A 21,632-nucleotide genomic window follows, 5' to 3' on the forward strand; every position below is an offset into this window, starting at 1 on the left:
GTGGTCAAATCGTGACGAATGTTGCTAATTTAGTGATTATTTTTATAATTAATTAATCTTTTTGTTAGGTTAGCGTTCCATTCGCTCCTAGTACTGAACTCGCCTTGAATCGCCGAGCGCTGAGCCAAGGTAAGCGCCGGATGCCATATTGAAAAAATAAGGACGATACGGTCTTTGTCGCCACCATTATGTGCCATGTGTAAGTACGAGTCGTCAAATATCGTAAGAGAGCTGTCCTGCCATAGTACACGTTCGCCATTGACTTCTAAGTAACACGCGTCTGGTATATCAATTGCCAAGTGAACGGTCAAACTATGATTAGAAAGTCCATAGTGTGGTGTAATTGTCTGTCCTTTTGCTAACTTTGAATAGAATACTTCATAAGGTGTATTGGTTAGGCCGTAGCATGGCACATTCTCTAGTGCTTGCTTTAACTTTGGAAACTGACTAGAGATTGCGTGGTTTTCGCTACCATCTTTAAACAAAGAAAGCGCTTGCCAATTATCGCTATTAGCGAGCTTTGGAAATTCATTTTCATATATTTTGCCGGATAAATAAGGGGTTAAATGCGAAGAAAGCGATTGAATTGCATGTTTATACTCAGTAATTATGTCGGGCACACAATCCATAAACTCCTGATACCAAGAAAATGTTTCAGCAGGCCATATAGGTCGAGCATCGAGATCCGTTACATAGAACAAATGTGGTGCTTGAGGTGTTGTAAAGGGAGTGCTGGAGTACTGTACCCATCTGGCTGCTTTGTAGCCTTTGGGGGCAGCGAGGTTACGCTCCATACACTGCCAAGCGTTTTTAAAGCGTTCTACCGTTTGTGGCGCCATATTCTTTGGAAGCTGTAGTTGTTTAAAATTGCCAGTTAACCTCTCACACAGTGCGTAACAAATTAACGCTGTATGTTCTTCGCCCCGTTGCTCGAGTAAATTGCCAAGATATAAGTACAGTAAATAATTGTTTGGTGCGAGTTCAAGGCATTGAAAATAGGCAGCTTCACTTTCTTTGAAAGCCTCGATTTGCTCTAGAATCACGGCGACACGATAGCATAACTCAGCATTGTCTTGATGCTGTGATAGTAAGCTACCTAATAGTGCTGGCCACTTAGTTTGTGGTTCAAGATTTAAAATCGGCTTTAGCAGAGCGTCGATGTTGAGCGTTTGAGCTGGCTTAGTTGTCATTAAAATATTATCTCTGTATTAATTTTTTAAAATGCCAATATCAAGAGGTAGCGTCATGCGATAACTACTGTCTGTTGCTTGGAAAGGTTGCGTCCCATGCCAAAAATAAGAAGGGAAAATAACAATCTGGCCTCGCCTCGGTTTGACCGATTTGAATGGCGGAAAATCATATGGTGGCGCCAATGGTGGGCGGCCAAATTCAATGAGACCGCTGTTACTATCGTCTTCGGGTGTATTGATGTATAGCACGACGCTTATCCAACCTGCAGGGTGAATATGGCTAACATGAAACCCCTGCTCACTGAGCTTAACAGACCAAGAGCCTGTAATTTTTCTCTCACTATGCAAATGAGCTAGAAAAGGATGATCTTGCTCTGCACTTAGCTGGTTAAGGCACCTATCGACATCGGCTAATAATTGCGTTTTAGTTTTTGCAATAATATCGATGTCTCTATTTAGGAGGCCTCCCGATATTTGCGAACCGTTGACCAAGGTCTGCTCACTGGGAGCTTGCTTTCCCTGATGAAGCGCAATTAGGCAAGCTTCAAGCTCTTGTAAGAAGGTTTCATTGCTGTCATAACCCTTTGGCGCTGATAGGGTTGTGGTAAGTACAAAGTTTGGATCGCATAAATGCTGGTGCTTCTGCTCGTCCGTTGCCCGATAAAGCACGCTCAGCCAAGCAAGCGCAAGTTGTGAGTCTGGCCGCTGTTTGAGTACATTTAAAAGTAATTGATTAGCGACATCAAAATTTCCCAACTGCAGCGCAAATTTAGCTTGCTCACATAATCGGTCATGCTCAGGTGTTATTTTGTTGGCGTTATCTAAGTGTTGAAAGGCATCATCAAAACGCTCTTCTTTGGCAGCTAAGCGACCCAGAAGTGTCTGCATTAGAGATGATGAAGAAGCAAACCCTGAATTTGTTATACAAGCTTTACATGCTTGATATTGGTTAGTATTCCAATACAGCTCTGCTAAACACTCCGTCAGTTCACGTTTGTTATCTGTCGCCGTATACAACGCTTCCTTTATACTTATCGCAAATAGTTCATGCTGACCATTTTGCCAATAAAGCTCATTGAGTGCTTTGTGCACTGTCGTATTATATGGTGTTACTTTTAAGGCATGTTGGTAGGCTTGTTGTGCAAGCTGAAATTGACCATTGGCAAAATAGCAATCGCCTAGGTTGTACAGTGGCTCATATTGCTCTGGCGCGTGTGTGTGTACAAACTGAAAACATTGGATAGCCAACTCAAACTTTGTCTGTAACTTGTAACATAAACCAAGATTATGAATGGCTCGAAAAGCTACTGGTGCATCTTGTGGTACCGCTAAGTAGCACTTTATCGCTTCATTAAGGTTATCTTGGGCTTTGTGTATGTCTCCAAGGATTTTCGTAAACTGTCCACTACGGTCGGCACCTTGGCCTTTCATAGCCCATTTTTCAGCAGCTGAGAACTTATTTTGCTCAAGATAAAGTAGTGCAAGGTTTTTTATTGTTTCTTGGTGTGTGGGCTGGTTGCTCGCTATTTGTAAATAATGCGCTTCGGCTTGAGTATATTGGGCCGATAACCAGTAGCATTTAGCAATATGGCTTAGGATTTCTGATTTTTGGGGGGATAACTTATACGCGGTGCTTAAAGATGAAATAGCTAGAGGCCAGTTTTCTTGGGCTTTATGACAAATACCAATAAGGTAGTGAATGTCTGGGTGGTTGGAATGGGCAAATTTTTCAAGCATAAATAAAGCCTGATTTGGCTGATTTGCTTGAATGTGATTGAGCGCGTTTTTCAGCGTGGTGTTCATTTCATTCGTTTGCATTGTATTGTTGTTATTTTAAAAGTCGTTTCGCACGCAAAATAGTAAATTCGCCACACATTAGTATAGCGGCTTTCCCTGTTGTAACTACCTCAGCCAATTTACACATTAGGATTAGCCTCAGCTCAAGGTTGATTAACTAACTTCTTACCCCGAAAACAGGCTACATAAGAAATTAATGAATCTAAAAGAGTATTGCTTCTTCGTATTGACTAGAGCGTTAGCATAGTTGGAATAAACCAACAGCTTTAAAAATAAGCGTGAAGAAAAGTTAGGCTCATGTCAATATGCTTAAGTTTACATCAAATAATGAAAAAGGGAGCCTTAGCTCCCTTCAATACATTACGTTCTGGCTAGAATGTGTAAACCGCACTCATGAAGTAACGAGGGCCGATTACATCATACAGCTCAGGGAAGGTATTCGCTTGTTGCTGAGCATCACCTAGTGGTGTTGGCTCAGTGTCTAGCACGTTTTTAATACCAAATGTTGCTTGAACATTGTCGCTGAAGTGATAGCTGGCACTCAGATCGACATACCATTCGGCTTTTGACACAGGTACAATGGTATTTGTACCCGTATCTTCATCCACTTCGCTCATGTAGCGAACTAGCGCCGACAGGCTTAAATCACCAGATGTCCACGTGAAGCGGTTATTACTCTGGAATTCTGGGCGAGGTACAAGACAAGTGTTACCGAACTTACCTTCACAATAAACAGTATCGGTAAAGCCTACACTCGCAGTTTGGAAGTACTCGTCAAGAATAGTGTTCTTAGAGTTAATGTTCAGCACCGAGCCATTATTACCGATGCCAAAACCAAGCTCAGTTGTCCAGTTAAAGTTAATGTCATAACCTTTAGTACCTAGCTCTGCAATGTTAGCATTTAGCGCTGTTACTAAGTCAACATTACCGTCAGGACGACGTACGATTGCTTTACAGAATTCTGAGTTAGGATCTTTAAGCTGGTTATAACAAACATCTAGAATGTTATTTACACCACCACCTAACACATCAATTGCATCATCTATCGTGATATCGAAGTAATCAATTGTTACGTCAAAATTTTCAGTTGGCGTAATAACGAGACCTAGCGTAACCGTTTCAGAAGTTTCTTCTTTAAGGTCTGGATTACCACCAAAGCTACCTTCAATTTGCGCATTTGCTTGTTCAAATACACCTACTTGAGACGCAGCAACACCGTGCGCTTCACATAGTGCTCTGTCTGTTTGACCTTCTACGAAGCCATCAACACTACAAGGATCAGTTGCACTTGGGAAGCCGTTAGCTGCACCTTGGAATAGTTCAGAAATATTTGGTGCACGTACTGACTCTTGATAACCTGCACGGAATGACACGTACTCGTTTACGGTCCAGTTAATGGTTGTCGCAAATGAGGAAGCGTTGCCAATGTTAGAGTAATCAGAAACACGACCTGCAAACCATAGTGTAATATCATCAGCAAACGCAGCATCAGTAACTAACGGAATATCAATTTCTGTGAAAATTTCATCGACACTGTAGTTACCTACAGTCGGTTCACCAGCGTTGAAGCCTAGTACATCACCAGATGCCAAAAACTCATCTGGACGGAAACTTGAGTCATCAAAGCGGCTCTCATAACCAATTACAAAGCCTACAGGCATATCCGCAGATGGAACTGTGAATGGCAATTCACCAGCAATATCAAAGTGGAAAATTTCTTGCTTGATATTTGTGACGTTAGATGCACCAACATTAACGAAATCAATGGCTGCTTGCGAAATATTACCTTCACCAAAAATATTTATTGGTGCACAGCCACCAGACGGGTCTTGACAGGCAGTACCGTCGTCAGTAACTAAAATCGCTTGTCTGAATCGAGACTCAGAAACGTCATTATTTAAAAGGTTCGAGCGGTCAAGCTCTGAGCGGCTATAATAAGCGTTATATGCCCAATCGCCGATAAAGCCATCAACACCAACTAATAAACGCATGGCGTTACGTGTGTCAATTACTTGTCTAGGACCGTTTTCAACCATACGACGGCCGATAGTTGCAAAAGTGAAGTTACCATTTGCGTCTAACTGGCTGATCATGTTGCCTGTTGGTTCGCCTTCATCATCAAGCTCAGGGACCAAAGCTTTCATTGCGGCTTGTACATCAGCACCAAAGAATGGACTATCAGGGTTGACTACAAGATTGTTTACAAAAGCTGGTGTAGGTGCTAGTTGCGAAGGTACCTCATTACGGATGAAGGACAGTTCACTGTATAAACGTGTATCGTCGTTCACGTAATAATGTGCAAAGGAGTTAAGCGTTAAACGCTCTTGAGGCAACTGAAGGTAGTTATCTGGTGCATAGTTGAATGCGTCTGCTGATGTGTAAGGTAAGCCTTCGCCATTTGGACCAAAACGTCCTAATGTATCACCATTAGGTAAAGTTGGGCCTGCAAATATACGAGTGCCAGGAATACCTGATGAACCACCAGGAACTAAGCCATTTTCACCTTCCGTTAGTGTTACACTGGTAAAGTCTCTATCACCTTGGAAAATAGATTCGCGCTTTGCGTAACCGATATATACTGTTGCATTGCCCTTATCGTCTGCAAAATTACCACCAATAGTTAGGTCAGTGTTGAATTTTTCACCATCACCTTCTTCTGTGATGTCATACAGCGCTGAAATTTCAGCACCTTCAAAATCGTCTTTCAAACGGAAGTTTACAACACCAGCAAGTGCGTCAGAACCGTATACCGCACCAGCACCACCGGTAATAATATCTACACCTTCAATCAAAGAAGCAGGAATGGTGTTTAAGTCAACTACCCCTGTTTGTGTTGCTGGAACCCAGCGGCGACCATTTACCAAAACCAAGGTACGCTCATCACCCAGACCACGCAAGTCAACTCGAGCGGTACCATCACCAGGGTTATTGGAACTTGGTCCAAAAGAAGGTACAGTTAGCGGCAGCTCAGCAAGCTTCTGTTCGACGTTGAGGTTTCCAGACATAGCAAACTCTGTACCGTCTAATTCGATAACCGGTGTCTTAGCTGTTAACGCCACACGTTGAATACGAGAGCCCGTAATCGAAATTCTTTCTACTTCTTCTACTGCACCGTCGTTTGCTTCTTCTGCTGATGCTTGCAAGCCTAAGCTTCCGCCTATCAGACACGCAGAAGTGATAAGCATGCTCACTTTAGAACGCTTAAATTGCTTCATGATATCCCCTGATTAGTATGTTTTGTTTTTGATACCTCTGTTGAGCTTGCAAACTCATTACAAAGGCTTATTAGTATCAGGTCGAGGCTATGATGGAAGTTCAGATTATGCTAGCTGAGATCCACAAGGTGAAGGAAAGTAGTGACAACAGGCGAGAAAAAAAAGATCAAAATTTATTTGCATATTACATTATGACAATTTATAACAATAATATGTTAATATTTGTGACGTGAGATATAAGGAAACGTATCTTATTTTACTCGGTTTTGCGTATATAAGGTGCCAGATGAAAAGTATGACAATTTTGATGCCCTCCAGTATATCTGAGCTTGGGGCTGAAATGAGTACAAGATTAAAGAGTTCCGATATTAGCTCTCGGTTTGTATATTATAATGATGTTGTTGATATTATCGAAACAATAAGAGGGGGTGAAATAAGCTGCTTTCTGTTTGACTCTGGAATAGAAGCGTCAGACATGTTGTTGGTGTTGACTGAGCAGGGAGTTGAAATACCTACGATTAAATTTGGTGTAAATACCAGCTTAAAAAGCCAGTCTGAACTGACATTTAAAGGCCAGACAAAACAGGACTCCTTGATAGCTAACCTCACCTACGCTGCATTGATGCAAGTATCAAGCGAGTCAGAAAATCACTACCTACCAGCCAAACGATTGATAGTAAAAGATTCAGGTCATATCCACGTAATCAAAGTAGAGGAGTTAGCCTGGGTTGGTGGGGCTGGGAATTATGTTGAATTACATATGCTCAATCGACAGCGCTCTATTTTACACCGTGATACCATGTCTGCGATGGAAAAAAACTTAAAAACCTACGGCTTTTCAAGGATCCATAAGTCGTCTTTAGTCAATTTAAACGCCATTACAGAGCTAAAGACGCGAGACAATGGTGATTATGATGTCATATTAGAAAATGGTGACTTGCTCCATCTATCTAGACGTTATAGGCAAAACTTAGCGGCATTGCTGCAGGTGAATAGTTAGCAGACATTACGGTTAGCTAACACCTTTTGCAAAATGAACAAATTCGCTAAATATTGAGTCTTTTACCAGTCTATCAGGGGTAAACGCGTAATAGTTTTGAAAGGTGTTTTCTATCGTACCTAGCAGTGTTACGCCATAGTGACGTTGCAATTCTGCCTTGATAGAAAGCGGCGCTGGAAAAATGCCAAAACCTTGCTGACCTAGAGCCTTCATTAGCGCACTATCGTCAACATGACCCGATACTTTGACTTCGATATTCTGATCTTGCAACCAGTATTGAATAGAGTTGGTCACAGGGCTGTTTTTCGCGGGTAGTATGATAGACTGTGCTTGTAAAGAAAAAGGGTAATTTTCACGGAGCCGCTCGCAAATTGCAGCAGAGCCATAAAGGCCGATTTGACTCTTGCCAATCTCATGACAGAAAACTTTAAACGGTAAGTGACTGTCTAGTGGTTTGTCAGCAAGTACAATATCAAGCTTATGTGTAGCCATTTGCGCTAATAGCTCTGACTGTTGACCATCAATACAGTGGAGGTTGGCAACTTGTTCATTTTCAATTAATGGTGCGAGCCATTTTGACACAAGCGATTTTGGAATTGCATCTGAGATACCTACTTTCAACGTTCTGTGCATAGCCGCTGCACCATCTTGGGTCGTTTCTAGCCATTCTTTTGCTATTGAAAACATGTCATCTGCGTATTGTTTGGTTAAAATACCAAAATCCGTCAATCTGAGCCCTCTCCCTTCTCTGATAAACAAGGGTTTTCCTAATCTTTCTTCTAGGCTTGATAGTTGGGCACTAATCGTTTGCGGTGTGAGGTGTAGCACTTTACTTGCACCCGCGATACTACCTTCGTTACTGACCTGCCAAAAATAATAAAGATGGTTGAAGTTAATATTCATACTGTTCGTAAAAACCTTATGCTTAGTTAGATATAATCAGCTTTTATCTTTTTTTGAACATTAGTAGATTTAGGCATACAGCGCAAGTATTCGTTATTGAACTTGACGTTTTGTGATGGATAGTTGATTTGGTGGACTGAGGTAACAATGAAATTAAACCTGATAGGTGTCAATGAACCAATAGCGGCATCAAACAAAGTAGCATTTATGAAACTCATAAATAGTGCGTTACACAGCTACACAAAGAATATACGCAAGGTGAATGTAAAAGTCGAAAAGCAAGGTCATACAGGTAACTTTACGCTGTGTCACGTAGAACTGTTGCTGCCGGGACTACCGACGTTAAAGGTAAAAGCGAAGGGAAAAACCTTGTTACAAGCGCTCACTCGCGCACTCCAGAATAGTAAAAAAATATTGAAAGAGAATTATTTTAAACTTAGTCGCTAGCCCAAGATTAAGTTATTCCGTTCCCAAGCACTTGCAGTGGCAAGGATGCCACGCAATTTTTTGTAGCACGCGGGATGCTAAATTAATCCCGCATTTACCTCAGATACTTACTTTATCCAGCAACTTTGCTTGAATTCTGAACGGTGATTGCAACCGACTGAACCTGAGCCTCCAGCGACATATTTTGTTTTGTGAGAAGGAATAAAGTTCTCACCGTTTAATTCCTTCAATTTTTTGAAGCAAGTTTTAATTTGTTAGTAAGGTAAAAGTCAACTATTTTTTTCTAAAGATCTCAGAATAATTACCGATAATATATACTCAAGGAAATCATATCGGTCAGTAACAATGAGTGTTAATTTTTTAATTCACAGTCCCGCGCGCTCTGCAATACCTGAAAAGGTACTTGATCCAGACACTGAAAAGTCATCTCAAGCAGAACAACCCAGTCAAGCCCAGCCCGTTCGGTTATCAGAAGAGGAAATGGCTAAATTATCTGGAGAAGAAGCGAAAAAGGAGCAAGATGAAGCTGCCTTACCTGAACATATTCAAAAAATGGTTGAAAAGCTTGAAGAGTTGAGAGAGAAAATAAAAGAAGAACAAGAATTGCTAGATAAACTCAAAGCGAGCGATTCATATCCCGAAGAAATGAAAGCTGAATTAGTGACACAAAAGCTTGAATACATCATGGCGATGCAGAATCAGGTGATTGAACTAACGAAAAACATCCAAGATGCGCTTAAAGAAGCGGGGATCACTGACCCTGGCATTTTGTTAAAAGCGCTAGCCTAGTAACCCTACCAATAATATTTTACCTTGAGCCATGTTGGGACGCTGACAACATAAGTCTATTCTCATGTTGTCAGCTGTTTTGTATAAGCGTTTAAGTTTGGGAAATGGTTTAGAAACCAGTTGTAAGGTTTTTACCCGTAAGCTTCTTCTGGTAATACTATCTAAAAAAGCGTATGACGTTGAGTTTAAGGCAGAATGGCAAGCGCTAAGTATATCATCGGTAATTTGTTGCTGATGGACTGCTTGGTAACCCGCTTGATCCGATAATTGCCCTGCCGAGGCTGCTAATACACAGATAGCATAAACATCAAACACTCCGATAGCGCGTACTTTTTGGCTGCTGGGATCTTCGTATGCCACCATCATGCAAGGTAAGTTGTCAGCATCATATTCCATTTTCATAATTTGATAGAGTCTTAGTTCAGAGTCAATATGCTTATTCATTAGCTTTTCTAATTGACCGACTTGTGGAAGTGGGATTCCCTTATGCAGTGTATGGATCTGTCTTGTTTTGTTGTTTTCTTCCGCGGCGATAACCAGTGGCATTATTTTGTTGTGCAGGTCGTCATCTGCAAAAGGTTTAGATAACACAAACTCTGCACCGTAATCTAAGGCGAGCTTAATTTGCGCTTGGTCGTCTACGGTGGTTACCATCGCCATGGTTATATCGAGTCGTTTTTGTTTTATCGCCTTAACTAATGCTAACCCAGAAATATCTGGCATGTGCCAGTCGGTAAGTACAATGTCAGGTTGCCAAGCACCTATAATTTTTAATGCTTCTTTTGCACTCTGAGCCTTTTTAATCAACAGTTTACGATATCTAAAGCGCGCCAAGCCGCGACTTATAATTTCCAGCGTTGCAGCACTATCGTCTACGAGCAATATCTTCACAAAAAACCACTTTATTGAAAAATATAGATTTATTATAGGCACGATTTTTAACCAATACTAAAATGTATAAGAGAAATAAATAGGTGTCCGATATGCTATTTGACAAACTACCTACCGATGTACTCGTATACTTGGCGGTAAACTTTGGATTACTAATATTAGCTTTTTGGTTTTATATTCTATTACTTATTCTAAGAGAGTTTAGGTTATTTGCTACCAAGACAAGTGGTGCTAATGTTAGTACCAATGCGGAACAACAATATCTATTGCAGCACTGTAGAGAAGCAATTAATAAATCAATGAGGTTTGTGGAAGATAATCAGCAGACGATTCATGAGCTTGCTAGTTTGCAAGTAAATCTGGAGCAGCAACTTGCGGAACTTCGCCTATCAACACAAGGACAGATCACAGCTGAAGAGCAAATTAAAATAGACGACCTCAACAGCAAATTAGTGAAATCCCATCGGTTAATTAAAAAATTAAGGGGAGACCTTGCCAAGAGCCTAGATAGACTAAAAGAAACTCGGCAAAAACTTTACGATCATTATAGGTCGACTGATGAACTGCAAAAAGAAAATGAGTCCCTTAAGCAGCAGTTAGAAGCGTCTAAAACGTCAGGTGGGGGAGCTGAGCAGGAGCTAGAGCAGCTTGTAGCTACTTTTGAAAAAGAGCGCCAAGATATGGCTCAAACTATTAATGAATATAAAAGGCAAATTGCAGAGCAAAGCCAAGCTCTCCAACAATTGATGGTTCAAGAGCAGGAAGTTGAAGACGGTCCAAAACTTCAAGCTATCCAAAAAGAACTCGAGCAGACAAGAGATGCGCTAGAGCACCTATCCAAAGAAAAGAAATTCATAGAAAGTAGATATTTAGAAGTTGTCAAAAATCAAACTAAATAGTTAACAAAATGTTTTATTATGCGTGACTTTTGCTTCGGGTTTATGTAAGGTTTACTAACTTAGATTACCTAAATTACCGTCGGTACATAACACATTACCATTAAAAAAGGTCTTAAAAATAAACATGTTATAGAGCCGATATCAAAGCTGTAAGCGGGCTATATGGCAACTTTGCGATTGTGTGTGTTGTAAGTACGTAGGTGTTGGTAAAAGGATTAATACATGGCTTATATTCCCGATACGAGTGCACAAGACTCGGTAGTTGAAAAACCTAAAAAAAATAAAATAGTTATCGGCATAGTCTGCGCTTTTATCGTAGCGTTTCTTTTTTTGCTTGAGCCGATTGTTGGTCAGTGGCTTAGTGGTCAGAGTGCAATTTCCAGTGACAAAATACATATTTCAGCAGTTAAGCAAGGTGACTTTGTTCGCGATATTTCTGTTCAAGGTAAGGTCGTTGCCGCAAGGCGTCCAACTATCTATAGCCCTGCTGAGGGGACGGTGACTTATTTGGTTGAGTCAGGCGATAGTGTGATTGAAGGACAGACTTTAGCTGTGATTGATAGCCCAGAGCTAAAAAGTGAGTTTGCTCAGCATCAAGCTGAGTTAAATCGGCTTGATACCGAGTTGCAGCGACAGATCATTCAAGCTAAAAAGCAAGAGCTGGCGCAAGAGAATTATTTGGGCAAAGCAACCGTTGTGCTCAATGCTGCAAAACGAGAGATGCGTCGTTCAGAAGACGGTCTGAAAACACAAGTTGTAAGTGATATTGACTATCAAAAAGCGAAAGATGATCTGGAAAATGCTAAACGTGAGTATCTTCTGGCTTTAAAAGAAGTTGATTTACAAAAAGAAAGTCAAAAGTTTGAGATCCGAACTAAGGAACTTGAGCTTGAAGCACAAAAAGTAAAAGTGGCAGAGTTGGAGCGTCAAGTTGACGCTTTAAAGATAGTGTCACCTGTCAGTGGCTTGATAGGCAACTTAGCGGTAGAGCAGAAGAACTCTGTCGCGAAAAATCAACCTTTGCTAAGTGTAGTAGACCTTTCAAAATATGAAATCGAAGTGCAAATACCAGAGAGCTACTCTGACGATTTAGCGCTTGGGATGCTCGCTGAAATCAACTTAAGCGGTCAGTTATACGAGGGAGAAATTGTTGCCATCTCTCCGGAAATAGAAAACGGCCGCGTTGCTGGGAAAATCAGATTCAAAGAAGGTGCTATTCAAGGGCTTCGGCAAAATCAAAGATTAACCAGCCGCATTATAATAGAACAAAAACAGAATATTGCTTATCTGCCGCATGGGCAGTATTTAGAAGCATATAATGGCCAGTTTGCATATGTGGTAAAGGAAAACACGGCGATTAAAACACCAATACGGATAGGATTGAGAAGTATTGGTCAGGTTGAAGTGCTCTCGGGGTTGAATGTCGGAGATCAGGTCATTACGTCAGATGCTCGGATTTTTAAAGATGCCCCTAGTGTGAAAATTATTCAATAAAGGATTAGCACTATGCTGTCGATGCGTCATCTCTCAAAAGCTTATCATACTGACACCATAAAAACTCAAGCGTTACAGCCATTTGACCTTACAATTGAGCAGGGTGAGTTTGTGGCAATAATAGGCCCTTCTGGTTCAGGTAAAACCACCTTCTTGAATATTACAGGGCTGTTGGAAGATTTTTGTGAGGGAAGTTATGAGCTCGATGGCGTTAATGTTGAACACTTAAGTGATAAAGCAAAATCAAAGCTGAGAAATGAAAAAGTAGGATTTATATTTCAGAGCTTCAACTTAATTCCAGAGCTAACTCTCTATGACAATGTAGATATGCCGCTACGTTACCGTAAATTATCTTCAAAAGAGCGCCATGAACGTATTATGGATGCGCTTGGGAAAGTGGGGCTGGCATCGCGCAGGGATCACTACCCAGCACAGTTATCTGGTGGGCAACAGCAGCGGGTTGCGATAGCACGGGCAATTGCAGGTAAACCATCATTTTTGTTAGCAGATGAACCAACGGGTAACTTAGATAGCAAAATGGCAGAAGGGATCATGGCATTACTTGAAGATATTAATGCCCAAGGCACCAGTATTGTGATGGTTACCCATGACCCTAATCAAGCAGCCAGAGCACAGCGGGTTATTGAGATCCGCGATGGTATATTGAGCGAAGGTAAGAGAATTGAAAAAGCGATAGCGTAAGGAATAACTATGCTTGGATATTATCTTAAATTAGCGCTTATCTCTTTAAAAAAGACGCCGTTTTTGTCCTTCTTAATGATTATCACTATTGCTATTGGCATTGGCGCTGCAATGACGACGTATACGGTAAGCTATTTGCTGGCGAAAGACCCGATCCCTTCCAAGAGTGAAAAATTATTTAATGTTCGTCTGAATAGTTTTGGACCAGATAAGCCATTTAATATTGCCAAAGGTAAGGAAGTCCCTCCAACGATTCTTACTTACCAAGATGCAATGAATTTGCAAAATGCTCAGCAAGGTGTGCGACAGACCCCACTTGGTGGTTTTAAGATGATGACTCGCGGCATTACGCAACCTGTCACTGAAGCAAAAATGACTGCCATCAGAAGTGCATATCGCGATATGTTCAGCATGTTTGATGTACCGTTTAAATTTGGCGGGGCATGGGATGAAGTTGCTGATAAAGAAGGATTACAAGTTGCAGTGATTAGCCAAGAGTTGAATGACAAGCTGTTCCTTGGAGAAAACTCAGTTGGTAAGTCTTTACTTATTGGTGAGTCCTCTTATCAAATAGTTGGTGTGACTGATGATTGGTATCCTATTCCAAAGTTTTTTGACTATCGAGTGAGAGCATATAACAAACCAAGAGATATTATTATTCCATTTAATACTCAAATTAATAATGAGTTGTGGACAAGTTCAGACGTCTCATTCTTATGCTGGAAAGAACCATCTGACGATTCTTTTTCAGCAATATTAGCATCAGAATGTGTGTGGGTTTCATATTGGGTGGAGCTAGCGTCTGAGGCGGATCGAAGTCGCTACCTTGATTTTTTGCACCGCTACTCGATGGAGCAGCGAGAGTACGGACGTTTTCTTCGCGAGCCACTACATCAGTTGTTCAACGTCAAAGAAGATCTAGTTGATAGAAAAGTACAGAAAGAGGACGGCAATATAGCACTGTGGCTTGCGTTTGCGTTTCTTGGTGTATGTTTACTCAACTGCATGGCGATGATGGTAGCAAAATTTCACACTAAGACAGGTGAGGTTGGTTTACGCAGGGCTGTTGGTGCATCTAAACAAGATATTGTCGCGCAATTTTCCATCGAGACTTGCATTGTGGGACTGCTTGGCGGTGGTTTAGGGTTGTTGCTGGCACAATTTGGTTTGGTGGTAACGGCTCAGCTCTATAGTCATCTATATGCCGAAATGTTAGAAATGACATTTGGTATTGTGGTGATGACTATTGTATTGGCTATTACTAGCGCGATGGCTTTTGGCTTGTTACCTATTTTGCATGCAGCAAAGGTGCAACCATCTAGTCAGCTGAAAAGCCTATAGGAGCCTATATATGAAAGACTTACTACCAATTTTAAAAACCTTTAGAAAAAATAAAGTCTCTCCTTTGCTGCTGATACTTCAGATAGCCTTAACTTTTACCATTCTAGTGAATGCCATTTTTATGATGGTAACAAAAGAAAATGAGCTAATTCAGCCAACAGGATTAAGTGAGAGTCAGCTATTTAGTTTCAGCACAAATCTTGAGGGAAGTGACGAAGAAAAACACGCAGCATTAGATACCGATTTAGCTGATATTCAAGCGCTGGCCAGTGTTGAGAGCGCAAGTACCATCACCAGTTTACCACTGACCAATTGGGGTCGCTCGCTTGCGGTTGGCTTAACTCCAGAGGATGAAGATAGAGTCACGCATGCAGGGTATTATGGGTCGGATGAAACGGTGGTTGATACGCTCGGGCTTAGGGTTGTTGCAGGAAGAAGCTTGCAGCATAACGATGTGGTGCACAAATATTTTGATGGCCATACAGCATCAGCAAGCGTGCTGATCTCGCAAGACCTTGCTTATAAAATTCGCCCTAATGATTGGAGTAGTGTGGTTGGTGAAACCATATACGTACAATCTGTACCTCAAAAAGTCGTTGGTATCGTCGAGACTATGAAATCTCCATGGCGGTTCTGGTATGCGTATGATATGGCTGTGATCAGTTCAGTAAAAGAGCATTATGAGCAAAGTATTATTGTAGTCAGAGCCGTGGAGAGCCAAAGAGAGCAAGCGATGAGCGAAGTGCATCAGCTTTTATTCAAAAAGCCAGCAAGGCAAGTGGATAACTTTAAGTCATTCGAACAGATAAAAGCCGAGAATTTGCAAGCTGACTATGCGGTATCCCAAACCCTAAAAGTGGTGATAGCGGCACTAGCATGCGTGACTATTTTGGGCATTTTTGGCCAAGCACGATACACAGTATTAAAGCGCAAAAAGCAAATAGGTACGCGTAGAGCGCTAGGTGCGACACAAGGTGATATTCTGCGTTATTTTATGATTGAAAACGCAGTTGTATCATTACTTGGTGTATTGCTCGGTACAATTGTTGCTATTATTGCAAACATCTATTTGGTCAATTATTTTGGGCTAACGAGTGTGCCAAGTGATTACTTAATTAGCGGTGCCATTGTCATGGTTATTGCAGGCCAACTAGCTGTCTACTACCCAGCAACGACAGCTTCTAAAGTACCACCGGCAATAGCAACTCGTGCTGCTTGATTGTTGGCTAGATAGGTATAAAGTGACGAGCTATATATTACGACCCTCATGATTTTGCTAGAATACAGCATGGAGGCTTGAAAATATTATGCTTAAAATCTCAAATAACGTTACGCTTGCCCCTTGGGAGATAGACATTACAGCTATTCGAGCTCAAGGCGCTGGTGGTCAAAATGTCAATAAGGTGTCTAGTGCCATTCATTTGAGGTTTGATGTGAATCGCTCTACTTTGCCCGCTTTTTACAAAGAACGCTTACTTGCGCTAAAAGACTCAAGGATCACCAAAGAAGGCGTAATTGTATTAAAAGCCCAGAGCTTTCGAACCCAAGAGCTGAATAAAGAAGATGCCTTGGCGAGGCTTAAAGCGCTTATTCTAGAAGCAACTAAAGTTGAGAAAGCCCGTAGAGCCACTAAACCAACAAAAAGTGCTCAAAAAAAGCGATTGAATCAAAAAACCAAACGCGGTCAAACCAAAGCGTTAAGAGGCTCGGTAAACTGGTGAGGTAAAGGCTCACCAGAGCCAATTCTATCTCGACCTTTGAAAGTTTGCTCTCAATAAAGACTGGTTTTTATGTTTATTCATTTTGTATATCGTGAGTTAGTGCACTCCTCACCCAAGCCTTAAACTGTCTAAGTTTCAGATAATCAATGCCTCTCTAGCAACCGATTTAAAATGTAAAAACGTCCTCAAACTTTTCACCATTGTTTAAGCGTTCTAAATTTAATACCAATTTTCTTAATTAAGTGGCCTATTTTGAGGGAAGAAAACCTTGTCGATAACCCCGCTACCGCGTCCTGCTATCGCCAAGGTACCTACCTTTGTGTAGGCAAGGCAAAAATTTTGCTATTTAGTTGTTCTAAAAAGAAATTTTTAACGCTGTTAGCGTCAGATTTACTCCTTCAAATTGAGCAAGTATTAAGTCAAATTGGTATAAGTAGAGATCTTTTGGCTTTAAAGGCTCGATTGCTATTCTATCGCTGTTAATTTGTAATTAATTTTAACCTTTTATTTTTCAATGTGATAGAGGTTTTTTCCTATATTAATACAAAACAGCAGTTTACTTTTTGCACTGAAATGTTAAAAAGTAACAATAAGATTTATTTTTTGTGTTAGTAAGTAACACTCGCTGCGCAGCCTTGGTAGCACGTACCGCAGTTTTAAGTTTCTCAGAGTCGCAATATTAATAACGGCTCTGCTACTGGTTTAAAAAAAGAAAAGGAACAATAAAATGTCAAACCTAGTCACTGATATTGGTAAACACAACCCAAAGCGTAGTAAGTTGAGTGTCGCTGTATCCTCCATATTATTTGGACTTACTCCTTTTTGGGTTCTCGCTGAAACTGCGGCAAAAAATGACAGCGATGTCAGTATTGGGTCGCAAAACGAAGCTATTGAAGTTATCGAAGTGCGTGGGATCCGAGGTAGCATTAATAGTGCGCAAAACATCAAGCGTTTTGCTGACACCGTAAAGGATGTAATCACAGCTTCAGATATTGGTGCATTACCCGATAAATCAGTGACAGAGGCATTACAACGAGTTCCCGGTGTGACCATAGAGCGATTTGCATCATCAGATGACCCTAAGCATTATGCTGATGAAGGTACTGGCGTATTGGTTCGGGGTTTGGATAGAGTTCGATCTGAGGTGAATGGCAGAGATGCTTTTAGTGCCAATCCCTCAGGAGGGTTAAGTTATGAAGATTTTCCTGCCGAGCTACTCGGTGCGGTAGAAGTGGTTAAAAACCAAACTGCGGATCTGATCTCCGGTGGTATATCCGGCACGGTAAACCTCATTACACGTAAACCATTTGACTCTGATGAGCAGCTTATTTCCTTTAATGCAAAAGCGAACTATGGCGATTTTAGAGATGAAGTAACTCCCTCATTTTCTGCACTTTTCTCAGATAGTTGGGAAACCAATGGGGGCAAATTTGGGTTTCTTATTGCGGCTTCTACATCAGAATATCAAACTCGAGGCGATGGTGTTGGCTTAGGTAATTTCCACTCCCGAGAGGATTCCTTTGTTCCTACCTTAGATCAATGGGGTGGCATAATAGGCGTTGACCCCTCATCTCCTGTAGATGGCCCCGCTTTGCCTGGGCAACCTGAAGGTAGCGTTTGGCATGTGCCTGTCGCTATACATATGAGCACTGCGACGAATGACCGCAAAAGAACAGGTGTTACGTCATCGCTACAGTGGGCAAACGCTGATGAAACCATTGTTGCAACCATAGAGCATATTTATTCTGAGGCATCGCTTGAATGGAATGAACGTCAAATAGGCCAAGCGGCGCAAGGATTTAAAAGTTATATGGGCTCGTCACAAAATTGGATGGACGATGTGGAAAATGGCTTCCCACTTACCACCGAAGGTGGCTTTGTGACATCGGGCATTGCGTTAGGTGTGAGTCCAGAAACTCCATTTTTTTACCGTAGCCGCTGGAACTATAATGAAAATACAGTCAAAGACACCTCATTTAAGTTAACCCTAAAACCAATAGACAGGTTAACGGTAGAGTTTGACTATCAACGCATCGACTCTGATAAAGACGTACAAAACTACAGTATGTCAGGACAGACCCGAGGCAATCATGTTCATGTTGTTGCGCCTTACTTCCTAGATATGCGTGGTTCAAGACCTACCGTAGAGTTTCTAAGTGATAACCTGCTCACTGCTGGCTGGTCACCGAATGAAGATTGGAACGGACCTGTGCCTAACGTCTTTTTAGGCAGTGGCATGGAGCAGGTTGAGCGAAATACGGCAGAGTCAGATAGCTTTAAATTAGATTTTAAATATGAACTTGATGGTCACTTTACCAGTGTAAGTTCAGGTTTTTATATGTCAGATAAAGACTTAACCGTTCGTGATACCGCCTATGAAGGCTGGTCTGCCATTGGTACACCATGGATCCAAGATGATCGTAATGCGGCAGCTGCTGTTAATCGTCCTGAGTTATTTGAACGTGTTGACTTTTCAGATTATTACGATGGGAAAGTACTCATGGGTACGGTCAATGACTTTTTATTTCCTCGAATGGAGCTGGTAAAGAATTATGCGGCATCTTTACGCCAAGGGTGTCGTGAGGGCTGGCATAATGCCACCATTAGTGCGGCAAATAATGGGGTATGTTCTGGCACTTATGTTCCTTATGAAGATAAACCTAATCGAGTAGAGGGACCTTTTGCTGCCTATAATATCAGTGCAACGAACGAGAAGCGCACAGAGTTTTATGTTCGCGGTGACTTTGACATTGAGTTTCAAGGTATTTCAGTTGTCGGTAATGTTGGTCTGCGTTACGTAAACTACCAGTTGGAGTCAACAGGTGCATTGGTTCAACCAGCATTAATTAAGCGAGGAGCAGAGGGCAGTTCATTAAATAACGTGATGCAGCAACCGCAATACAAGCGCTATTACGACATTGCTGGAGGTGAGTCGGAACTGAGTACGGTGGATGGTACTGACTACAGCGCAGTGTTACCCAGTTTAAACCTTAGTTTTGGCGTGTCCGAAGATGTAGTAGTGCGCTTTGGTGCGTCAAAAGCTTTGTATTATCCAAGCCTAGTAGCGGCAAGAAATATTAGTATTCTTAACTTGGATTATGTACCTGTGCTACAGACGCCTGGTGCAGATTACGATGAGGGCACAAACCCTATTGTCGGGCTGGATGATATAAACCTGACGGCGCTTTCTGGTAATCCAAATATTGAACCTGAAGAAGCGATTAATACAGATTTAACCACTGAGTGGTATTTTGCTTCCGCAGGATACGTGACTTTGGGATTATTCCACAAAAAATTAGATAACATTATTCGTGACCGAGCGTTCGACCTTGACGTGTCTTATGGCAGTGAAGAATACAATGTATCAGCCTATGGCCCTGCCAATACTGGCTCAGGCACTATCAAAGGGGTAGAGTTTTCTTACTCGCAATTTTACGACATGTTACCGGGTGCGTGGAGCGGTCTAGGGCTACAATTTAATTTCACTTATATCGATCAAAACGGTTTGGAAGATCCAAACGAAATATCGAAAGGCACGCTAGGGTTTGACGAAGATGGCAACCCGCTAGATGATAACCGTAATACGTTTAGGGTTTTTAGTGGTTTGCCGCTACAGGGATACTCAGATCAAAACTTCAATATCATTGGTATGTACGAATATGAAGACATTTCATTTCGTCTTGCTTACACATGGCGCTCAGAATACTTATTAACACTCAGAGAGTCCGAAGAGTATGTACCAGCATACGCAGAGGCGTCAGCGATGGTAGATGCAAGTCTCTACTACACCATTAACGATAATTGGAAAGTTGGCTTTGAGGCTAGCAATATTTTGGACACAGAGACCAAAACTAAATATCAGATGGATCAGAGTGGTACTAAGACACAAGCGCTCAACTTCACCACCGACAGACGCTTTGCTTTAAGTGTACGTGCCACTTTTTAACGCTGTGGCCTGGATTGGTATGAGCTAAGTAGGAAGCTAACTCAATGAAGAGAGTAATGACAAAGGGCTCTGGAGATCTAGACAAGCTAAACGGTAGAGGATGGGATATTTTGGCTGAAGAAGTCAGTTTGCCTGTTGCGGTAGTTAGGCAGCAGGCAATAACCCATAATGCCCATTGGATGGCACAGTTTACCCAAGCAAGTGGAGCCCTTTTAGCTCCTCATGGTAAAACAACAATGTCTCCAGAGTTATTTGAGTTGCAAATAGCCCACGGTGCGTGGGCTATTACCGTAGCCACGGTAGCGCAGCTATCTGTGGCCGTCGCTGCCAAAGTGCAGCGGGTGATCTTAGCAAACCAACTTGTCGGCTTGTACCACTTTAAACAAGTTGCAAACATGCTCCGTGATACTGACGTTGAACTCTATTGTTTTGTGGACTCTATTAACAATGCCCAAGCGCTTGGGGCGTTTTCTAGTGCATACTCGGTGCGCCTTTCCATTTTATTGGAAGTGGGTGTGATGGGAGGGCGTGCTGGTTGGCGTGATCTTAAGACGTTAGGGAAGCTAGCTGAAGCATGCCAAGTTTATCCTTATTTAAATATTGCAGGCATTGGATTTTATGAAGGAGTGATCCATGGCGATGATGCCAAGGAGCAAATCCAGCAATTTGTTGATGCGGTGATGAAAACGGCGAAGAAATTACAGCAGCAAGGTGTGTTTTCAGAGGCCTTGCCTATCATCTCGGGCGCAGGCTCTGCATGGTACGATGTTGTGGCAAGTACTTTTAATCAAAGTCCATATGCTGAGCAATTTCAGTTGGTACTGCGCCCGGGTTGCTACCTAATTCACGATACTGGTATCTATCAGGATGCTCAACATGCGGTATTGTCGCGATCCCAGCTTGCATGCGATATCGGTGATAGTTTGCAGTCAAGTTTAAGCATTTGGGCATACGTACTTTCTACACCTGAGCCGAACATGATAATCGTTGGACTGGGCAAAAGAGATGTGGCTTTTGATGCTGGCATGCCAACCCCTGAGCTGATGTATTCTGTAAACGCAAAGCAGCTCCGAGAGATAAATGGCGCGCTTAAAGTGGAAAAAATCATGGATCAACATGCGCTGGTCAGTGTGCAGTCTGAATGTGAAGTGGCAGTGGGCGATATGATTTGTTTTTCAACATCCCACCCTTGCCTTACTTTCGATAAATGGCGGGAAATTGGCGTCGTTGAGCAGGACTGGGTGATCACTCATACTATTTCAACCTATTTTTAATTAATACCCAATTACTCCTTCAA

16 protein-coding genes are annotated in these 21,632 nt (G+C 41.8%); 11 read left to right on the forward strand and 5 right to left on the reverse strand.

Annotated elements, in window-relative coordinates:
* Positions 1-29: 29 nt before the first annotated feature.
* The 3 genes from HUZ36_RS09230 to HUZ36_RS09240 form a co-directional block, all read right to left on the reverse strand.
* Complete coding sequence (locus tag HUZ36_RS09230) at positions 30-1,190, reverse strand: aspartyl/asparaginyl beta-hydroxylase domain-containing protein (RefSeq protein WP_176032665.1); 1,161 nt, start codon at positions 1,188-1,190, stop codon at positions 30-32.
* Between the two features lie 18 nt (positions 1,191-1,208).
* The gene (locus HUZ36_RS09235) at positions 1,209-3,008 is read right to left on the reverse strand and encodes a tetratricopeptide repeat protein (protein WP_176032666.1); all 1,800 of its coding nucleotides are present in this window, start codon (positions 3,006-3,008) and stop codon (positions 1,209-1,211) included.
* Between the two features lie 350 nt (positions 3,009-3,358).
* Positions 3,359-6,202: a TonB-dependent receptor plug domain-containing protein gene (locus tag HUZ36_RS09240; protein ID WP_128731479.1), complete on the reverse strand. Its 2,844-nt coding sequence runs from the start codon at positions 6,200-6,202 to the stop codon at positions 3,359-3,361.
* Positions 6,203-6,488: 286 nt separating this feature from the next.
* On the opposite strand from HUZ36_RS09240, the gene HUZ36_RS09245 reads away from it, so the two are divergent.
* The gene (locus HUZ36_RS09245) at positions 6,489-7,202 is read left to right on the forward strand and encodes a LytR/AlgR family response regulator transcription factor (protein ID WP_147390719.1); all 714 of its coding nucleotides are present in this window, start codon (positions 6,489-6,491) and stop codon (positions 7,200-7,202) included.
* 12 nt (positions 7,203-7,214) lie between these two features.
* On the opposite strand, the gene nhaR is transcribed toward HUZ36_RS09245, so the two are convergent.
* Positions 7,215-8,105 (reverse strand): transcriptional activator NhaR, encoded by an 891-nt coding sequence (nhaR, locus tag HUZ36_RS09250; RefSeq protein ID WP_128731477.1) that lies wholly within the window; start codon positions 8,103-8,105, stop codon positions 7,215-7,217.
* A gap of 147 nt (positions 8,106-8,252) precedes the next feature.
* Between nhaR and HUZ36_RS09255 the strand changes: the two genes are divergently transcribed.
* The gene (locus HUZ36_RS09255) at positions 8,253-8,552 is read left to right on the forward strand and encodes a hypothetical protein (RefSeq protein WP_176032667.1); all 300 of its coding nucleotides are present in this window, start codon (positions 8,253-8,255) and stop codon (positions 8,550-8,552) included.
* A gap of 345 nt (positions 8,553-8,897) precedes the next feature.
* A complete protein-coding gene (locus HUZ36_RS09260) occupies positions 8,898-9,341 on the forward strand; it encodes a hypothetical protein (RefSeq protein WP_128731476.1) in 444 nt (147 codons plus the stop codon).
* Here the strand turns inward: HUZ36_RS09260 and HUZ36_RS09265 are convergent.
* The gene (locus HUZ36_RS09265; protein WP_128731475.1) at positions 9,333-10,232 is read right to left on the reverse strand and encodes a response regulator; all 900 of its coding nucleotides are present in this window, start codon (positions 10,230-10,232) and stop codon (positions 9,333-9,335) included. The genes HUZ36_RS09260 and HUZ36_RS09265 overlap by 9 nt on opposite strands.
* A 92-nt stretch (positions 10,233-10,324) precedes the next feature.
* On the opposite strand from HUZ36_RS09265, the gene HUZ36_RS09270 reads away from it, so the two are divergent.
* From HUZ36_RS09270 to HUZ36_RS09305, 8 genes are all read left to right on the forward strand, one after another.
* Entirely contained in the window at positions 10,325-11,131 is an 807-nt protein-coding gene (locus tag HUZ36_RS09270; protein ID WP_176032668.1) for a chromosome partitioning protein ParA, read from the forward strand.
* A 222-nt stretch (positions 11,132-11,353) separates the two neighbouring features.
* Entirely contained in the window at positions 11,354-12,625 is a 1,272-nt protein-coding gene (locus HUZ36_RS09275; RefSeq protein ID WP_128731473.1) for an efflux RND transporter periplasmic adaptor subunit, read from the forward strand.
* 12 nt (positions 12,626-12,637) lie between these two features.
* Positions 12,638-13,327 carry an ABC transporter ATP-binding protein gene (locus HUZ36_RS09280; protein ID WP_125252560.1) on the forward strand — a complete coding sequence of 230 codons (690 nt, stop codon included), beginning with the start codon at positions 12,638-12,640 and terminating at the stop codon, positions 13,325-13,327.
* Between the two features lie 9 nt (positions 13,328-13,336).
* A complete protein-coding gene (locus HUZ36_RS09285) occupies positions 13,337-14,668 on the forward strand; it encodes an ABC transporter permease (RefSeq protein ID WP_176032669.1) in 1,332 nt (443 codons plus the stop codon).
* Between the two features lie 10 nt (positions 14,669-14,678).
* Positions 14,679-15,887, forward strand: coding sequence for an ABC transporter permease (locus tag HUZ36_RS09290; RefSeq protein WP_147390717.1), 1,209 nt, complete (start codon positions 14,679-14,681; stop codon positions 15,885-15,887).
* 88 nt (positions 15,888-15,975) lie between these two features.
* Complete coding sequence (gene arfB / locus HUZ36_RS09295; RefSeq protein WP_125252563.1) at positions 15,976-16,389, forward strand: alternative ribosome rescue aminoacyl-tRNA hydrolase ArfB; 414 nt, start codon at positions 15,976-15,978, stop codon at positions 16,387-16,389.
* A 727-nt stretch (positions 16,390-17,116) separates the two neighbouring features.
* Complete coding sequence (locus HUZ36_RS09300) at positions 17,117-20,335, forward strand: TonB-dependent receptor (RefSeq protein WP_176032670.1); 3,219 nt, start codon at positions 17,117-17,119, stop codon at positions 20,333-20,335.
* A gap of 44 nt (positions 20,336-20,379) precedes the next feature.
* Positions 20,380-21,609, forward strand: coding sequence for an alanine racemase (locus HUZ36_RS09305; RefSeq protein WP_176032671.1), 1,230 nt, complete (start codon positions 20,380-20,382; stop codon positions 21,607-21,609).
* Positions 21,610-21,632 lie beyond the last annotated feature (23 nt).

This window comes from Pseudoalteromonas sp. McH1-7 (assembly GCF_013366255.1).
Taxonomy (GTDB): domain Bacteria; phylum Pseudomonadota; class Gammaproteobacteria; order Enterobacterales; family Alteromonadaceae; genus Pseudoalteromonas; species Pseudoalteromonas peptidolytica.

Bases quoted from the DNA above. Each gene is read 5' to 3' on its own strand.
- HUZ36_RS09230 (WP_176032665.1), bottom strand. From the start codon at position 1,190: ATGACAACTAAGCCAGCTCAAACGCTCAACATCGACGCTCTGCTAAAG.
- HUZ36_RS09235 (WP_176032666.1), bottom strand. From the start codon at position 3,008: ATGCAAACGAATGAAATGAACACCACGCTGAAAAACGCGCTCAATCAC.
- HUZ36_RS09240 (WP_128731479.1), bottom strand. From the start codon at position 6,202: ATGAAGCAATTTAAGCGTTCTAAAGTGAGCATGCTTATCACTTCTGCG.
- HUZ36_RS09245 (WP_147390719.1), top strand. From the start codon at position 6,489: ATGAAAAGTATGACAATTTTGATGCCCTCCAGTATATCTGAGCTTGGG.
- nhaR (WP_128731477.1), bottom strand. From the start codon at position 8,105: ATGAATATTAACTTCAACCATCTTTATTATTTTTGGCAGGTCAGTAAC.
- HUZ36_RS09255 (WP_176032667.1), top strand. From the start codon at position 8,253: ATGAAATTAAACCTGATAGGTGTCAATGAACCAATAGCGGCATCAAAC.
- HUZ36_RS09260 (WP_128731476.1), top strand. From the start codon at position 8,898: ATGAGTGTTAATTTTTTAATTCACAGTCCCGCGCGCTCTGCAATACCT.
- HUZ36_RS09270 (WP_176032668.1), top strand. From the start codon at position 10,325: ATGCTATTTGACAAACTACCTACCGATGTACTCGTATACTTGGCGGTA.
- HUZ36_RS09275 (WP_128731473.1), top strand. From the start codon at position 11,354: ATGGCTTATATTCCCGATACGAGTGCACAAGACTCGGTAGTTGAAAAA.
- HUZ36_RS09280 (WP_125252560.1), top strand. From the start codon at position 12,638: ATGCTGTCGATGCGTCATCTCTCAAAAGCTTATCATACTGACACCATA.
- HUZ36_RS09285 (WP_176032669.1), top strand. From the start codon at position 13,337: ATGCTTGGATATTATCTTAAATTAGCGCTTATCTCTTTAAAAAAGACG.
- HUZ36_RS09290 (WP_147390717.1), top strand. From the start codon at position 14,679: ATGAAAGACTTACTACCAATTTTAAAAACCTTTAGAAAAAATAAAGTC.
- arfB (WP_125252563.1), top strand. From the start codon at position 15,976: ATGCTTAAAATCTCAAATAACGTTACGCTTGCCCCTTGGGAGATAGAC.
- HUZ36_RS09300 (WP_176032670.1), top strand. From the start codon at position 17,117: ATGTCAAACCTAGTCACTGATATTGGTAAACACAACCCAAAGCGTAGT.
- HUZ36_RS09305 (WP_176032671.1), top strand. From the start codon at position 20,380: ATGAAGAGAGTAATGACAAAGGGCTCTGGAGATCTAGACAAGCTAAAC.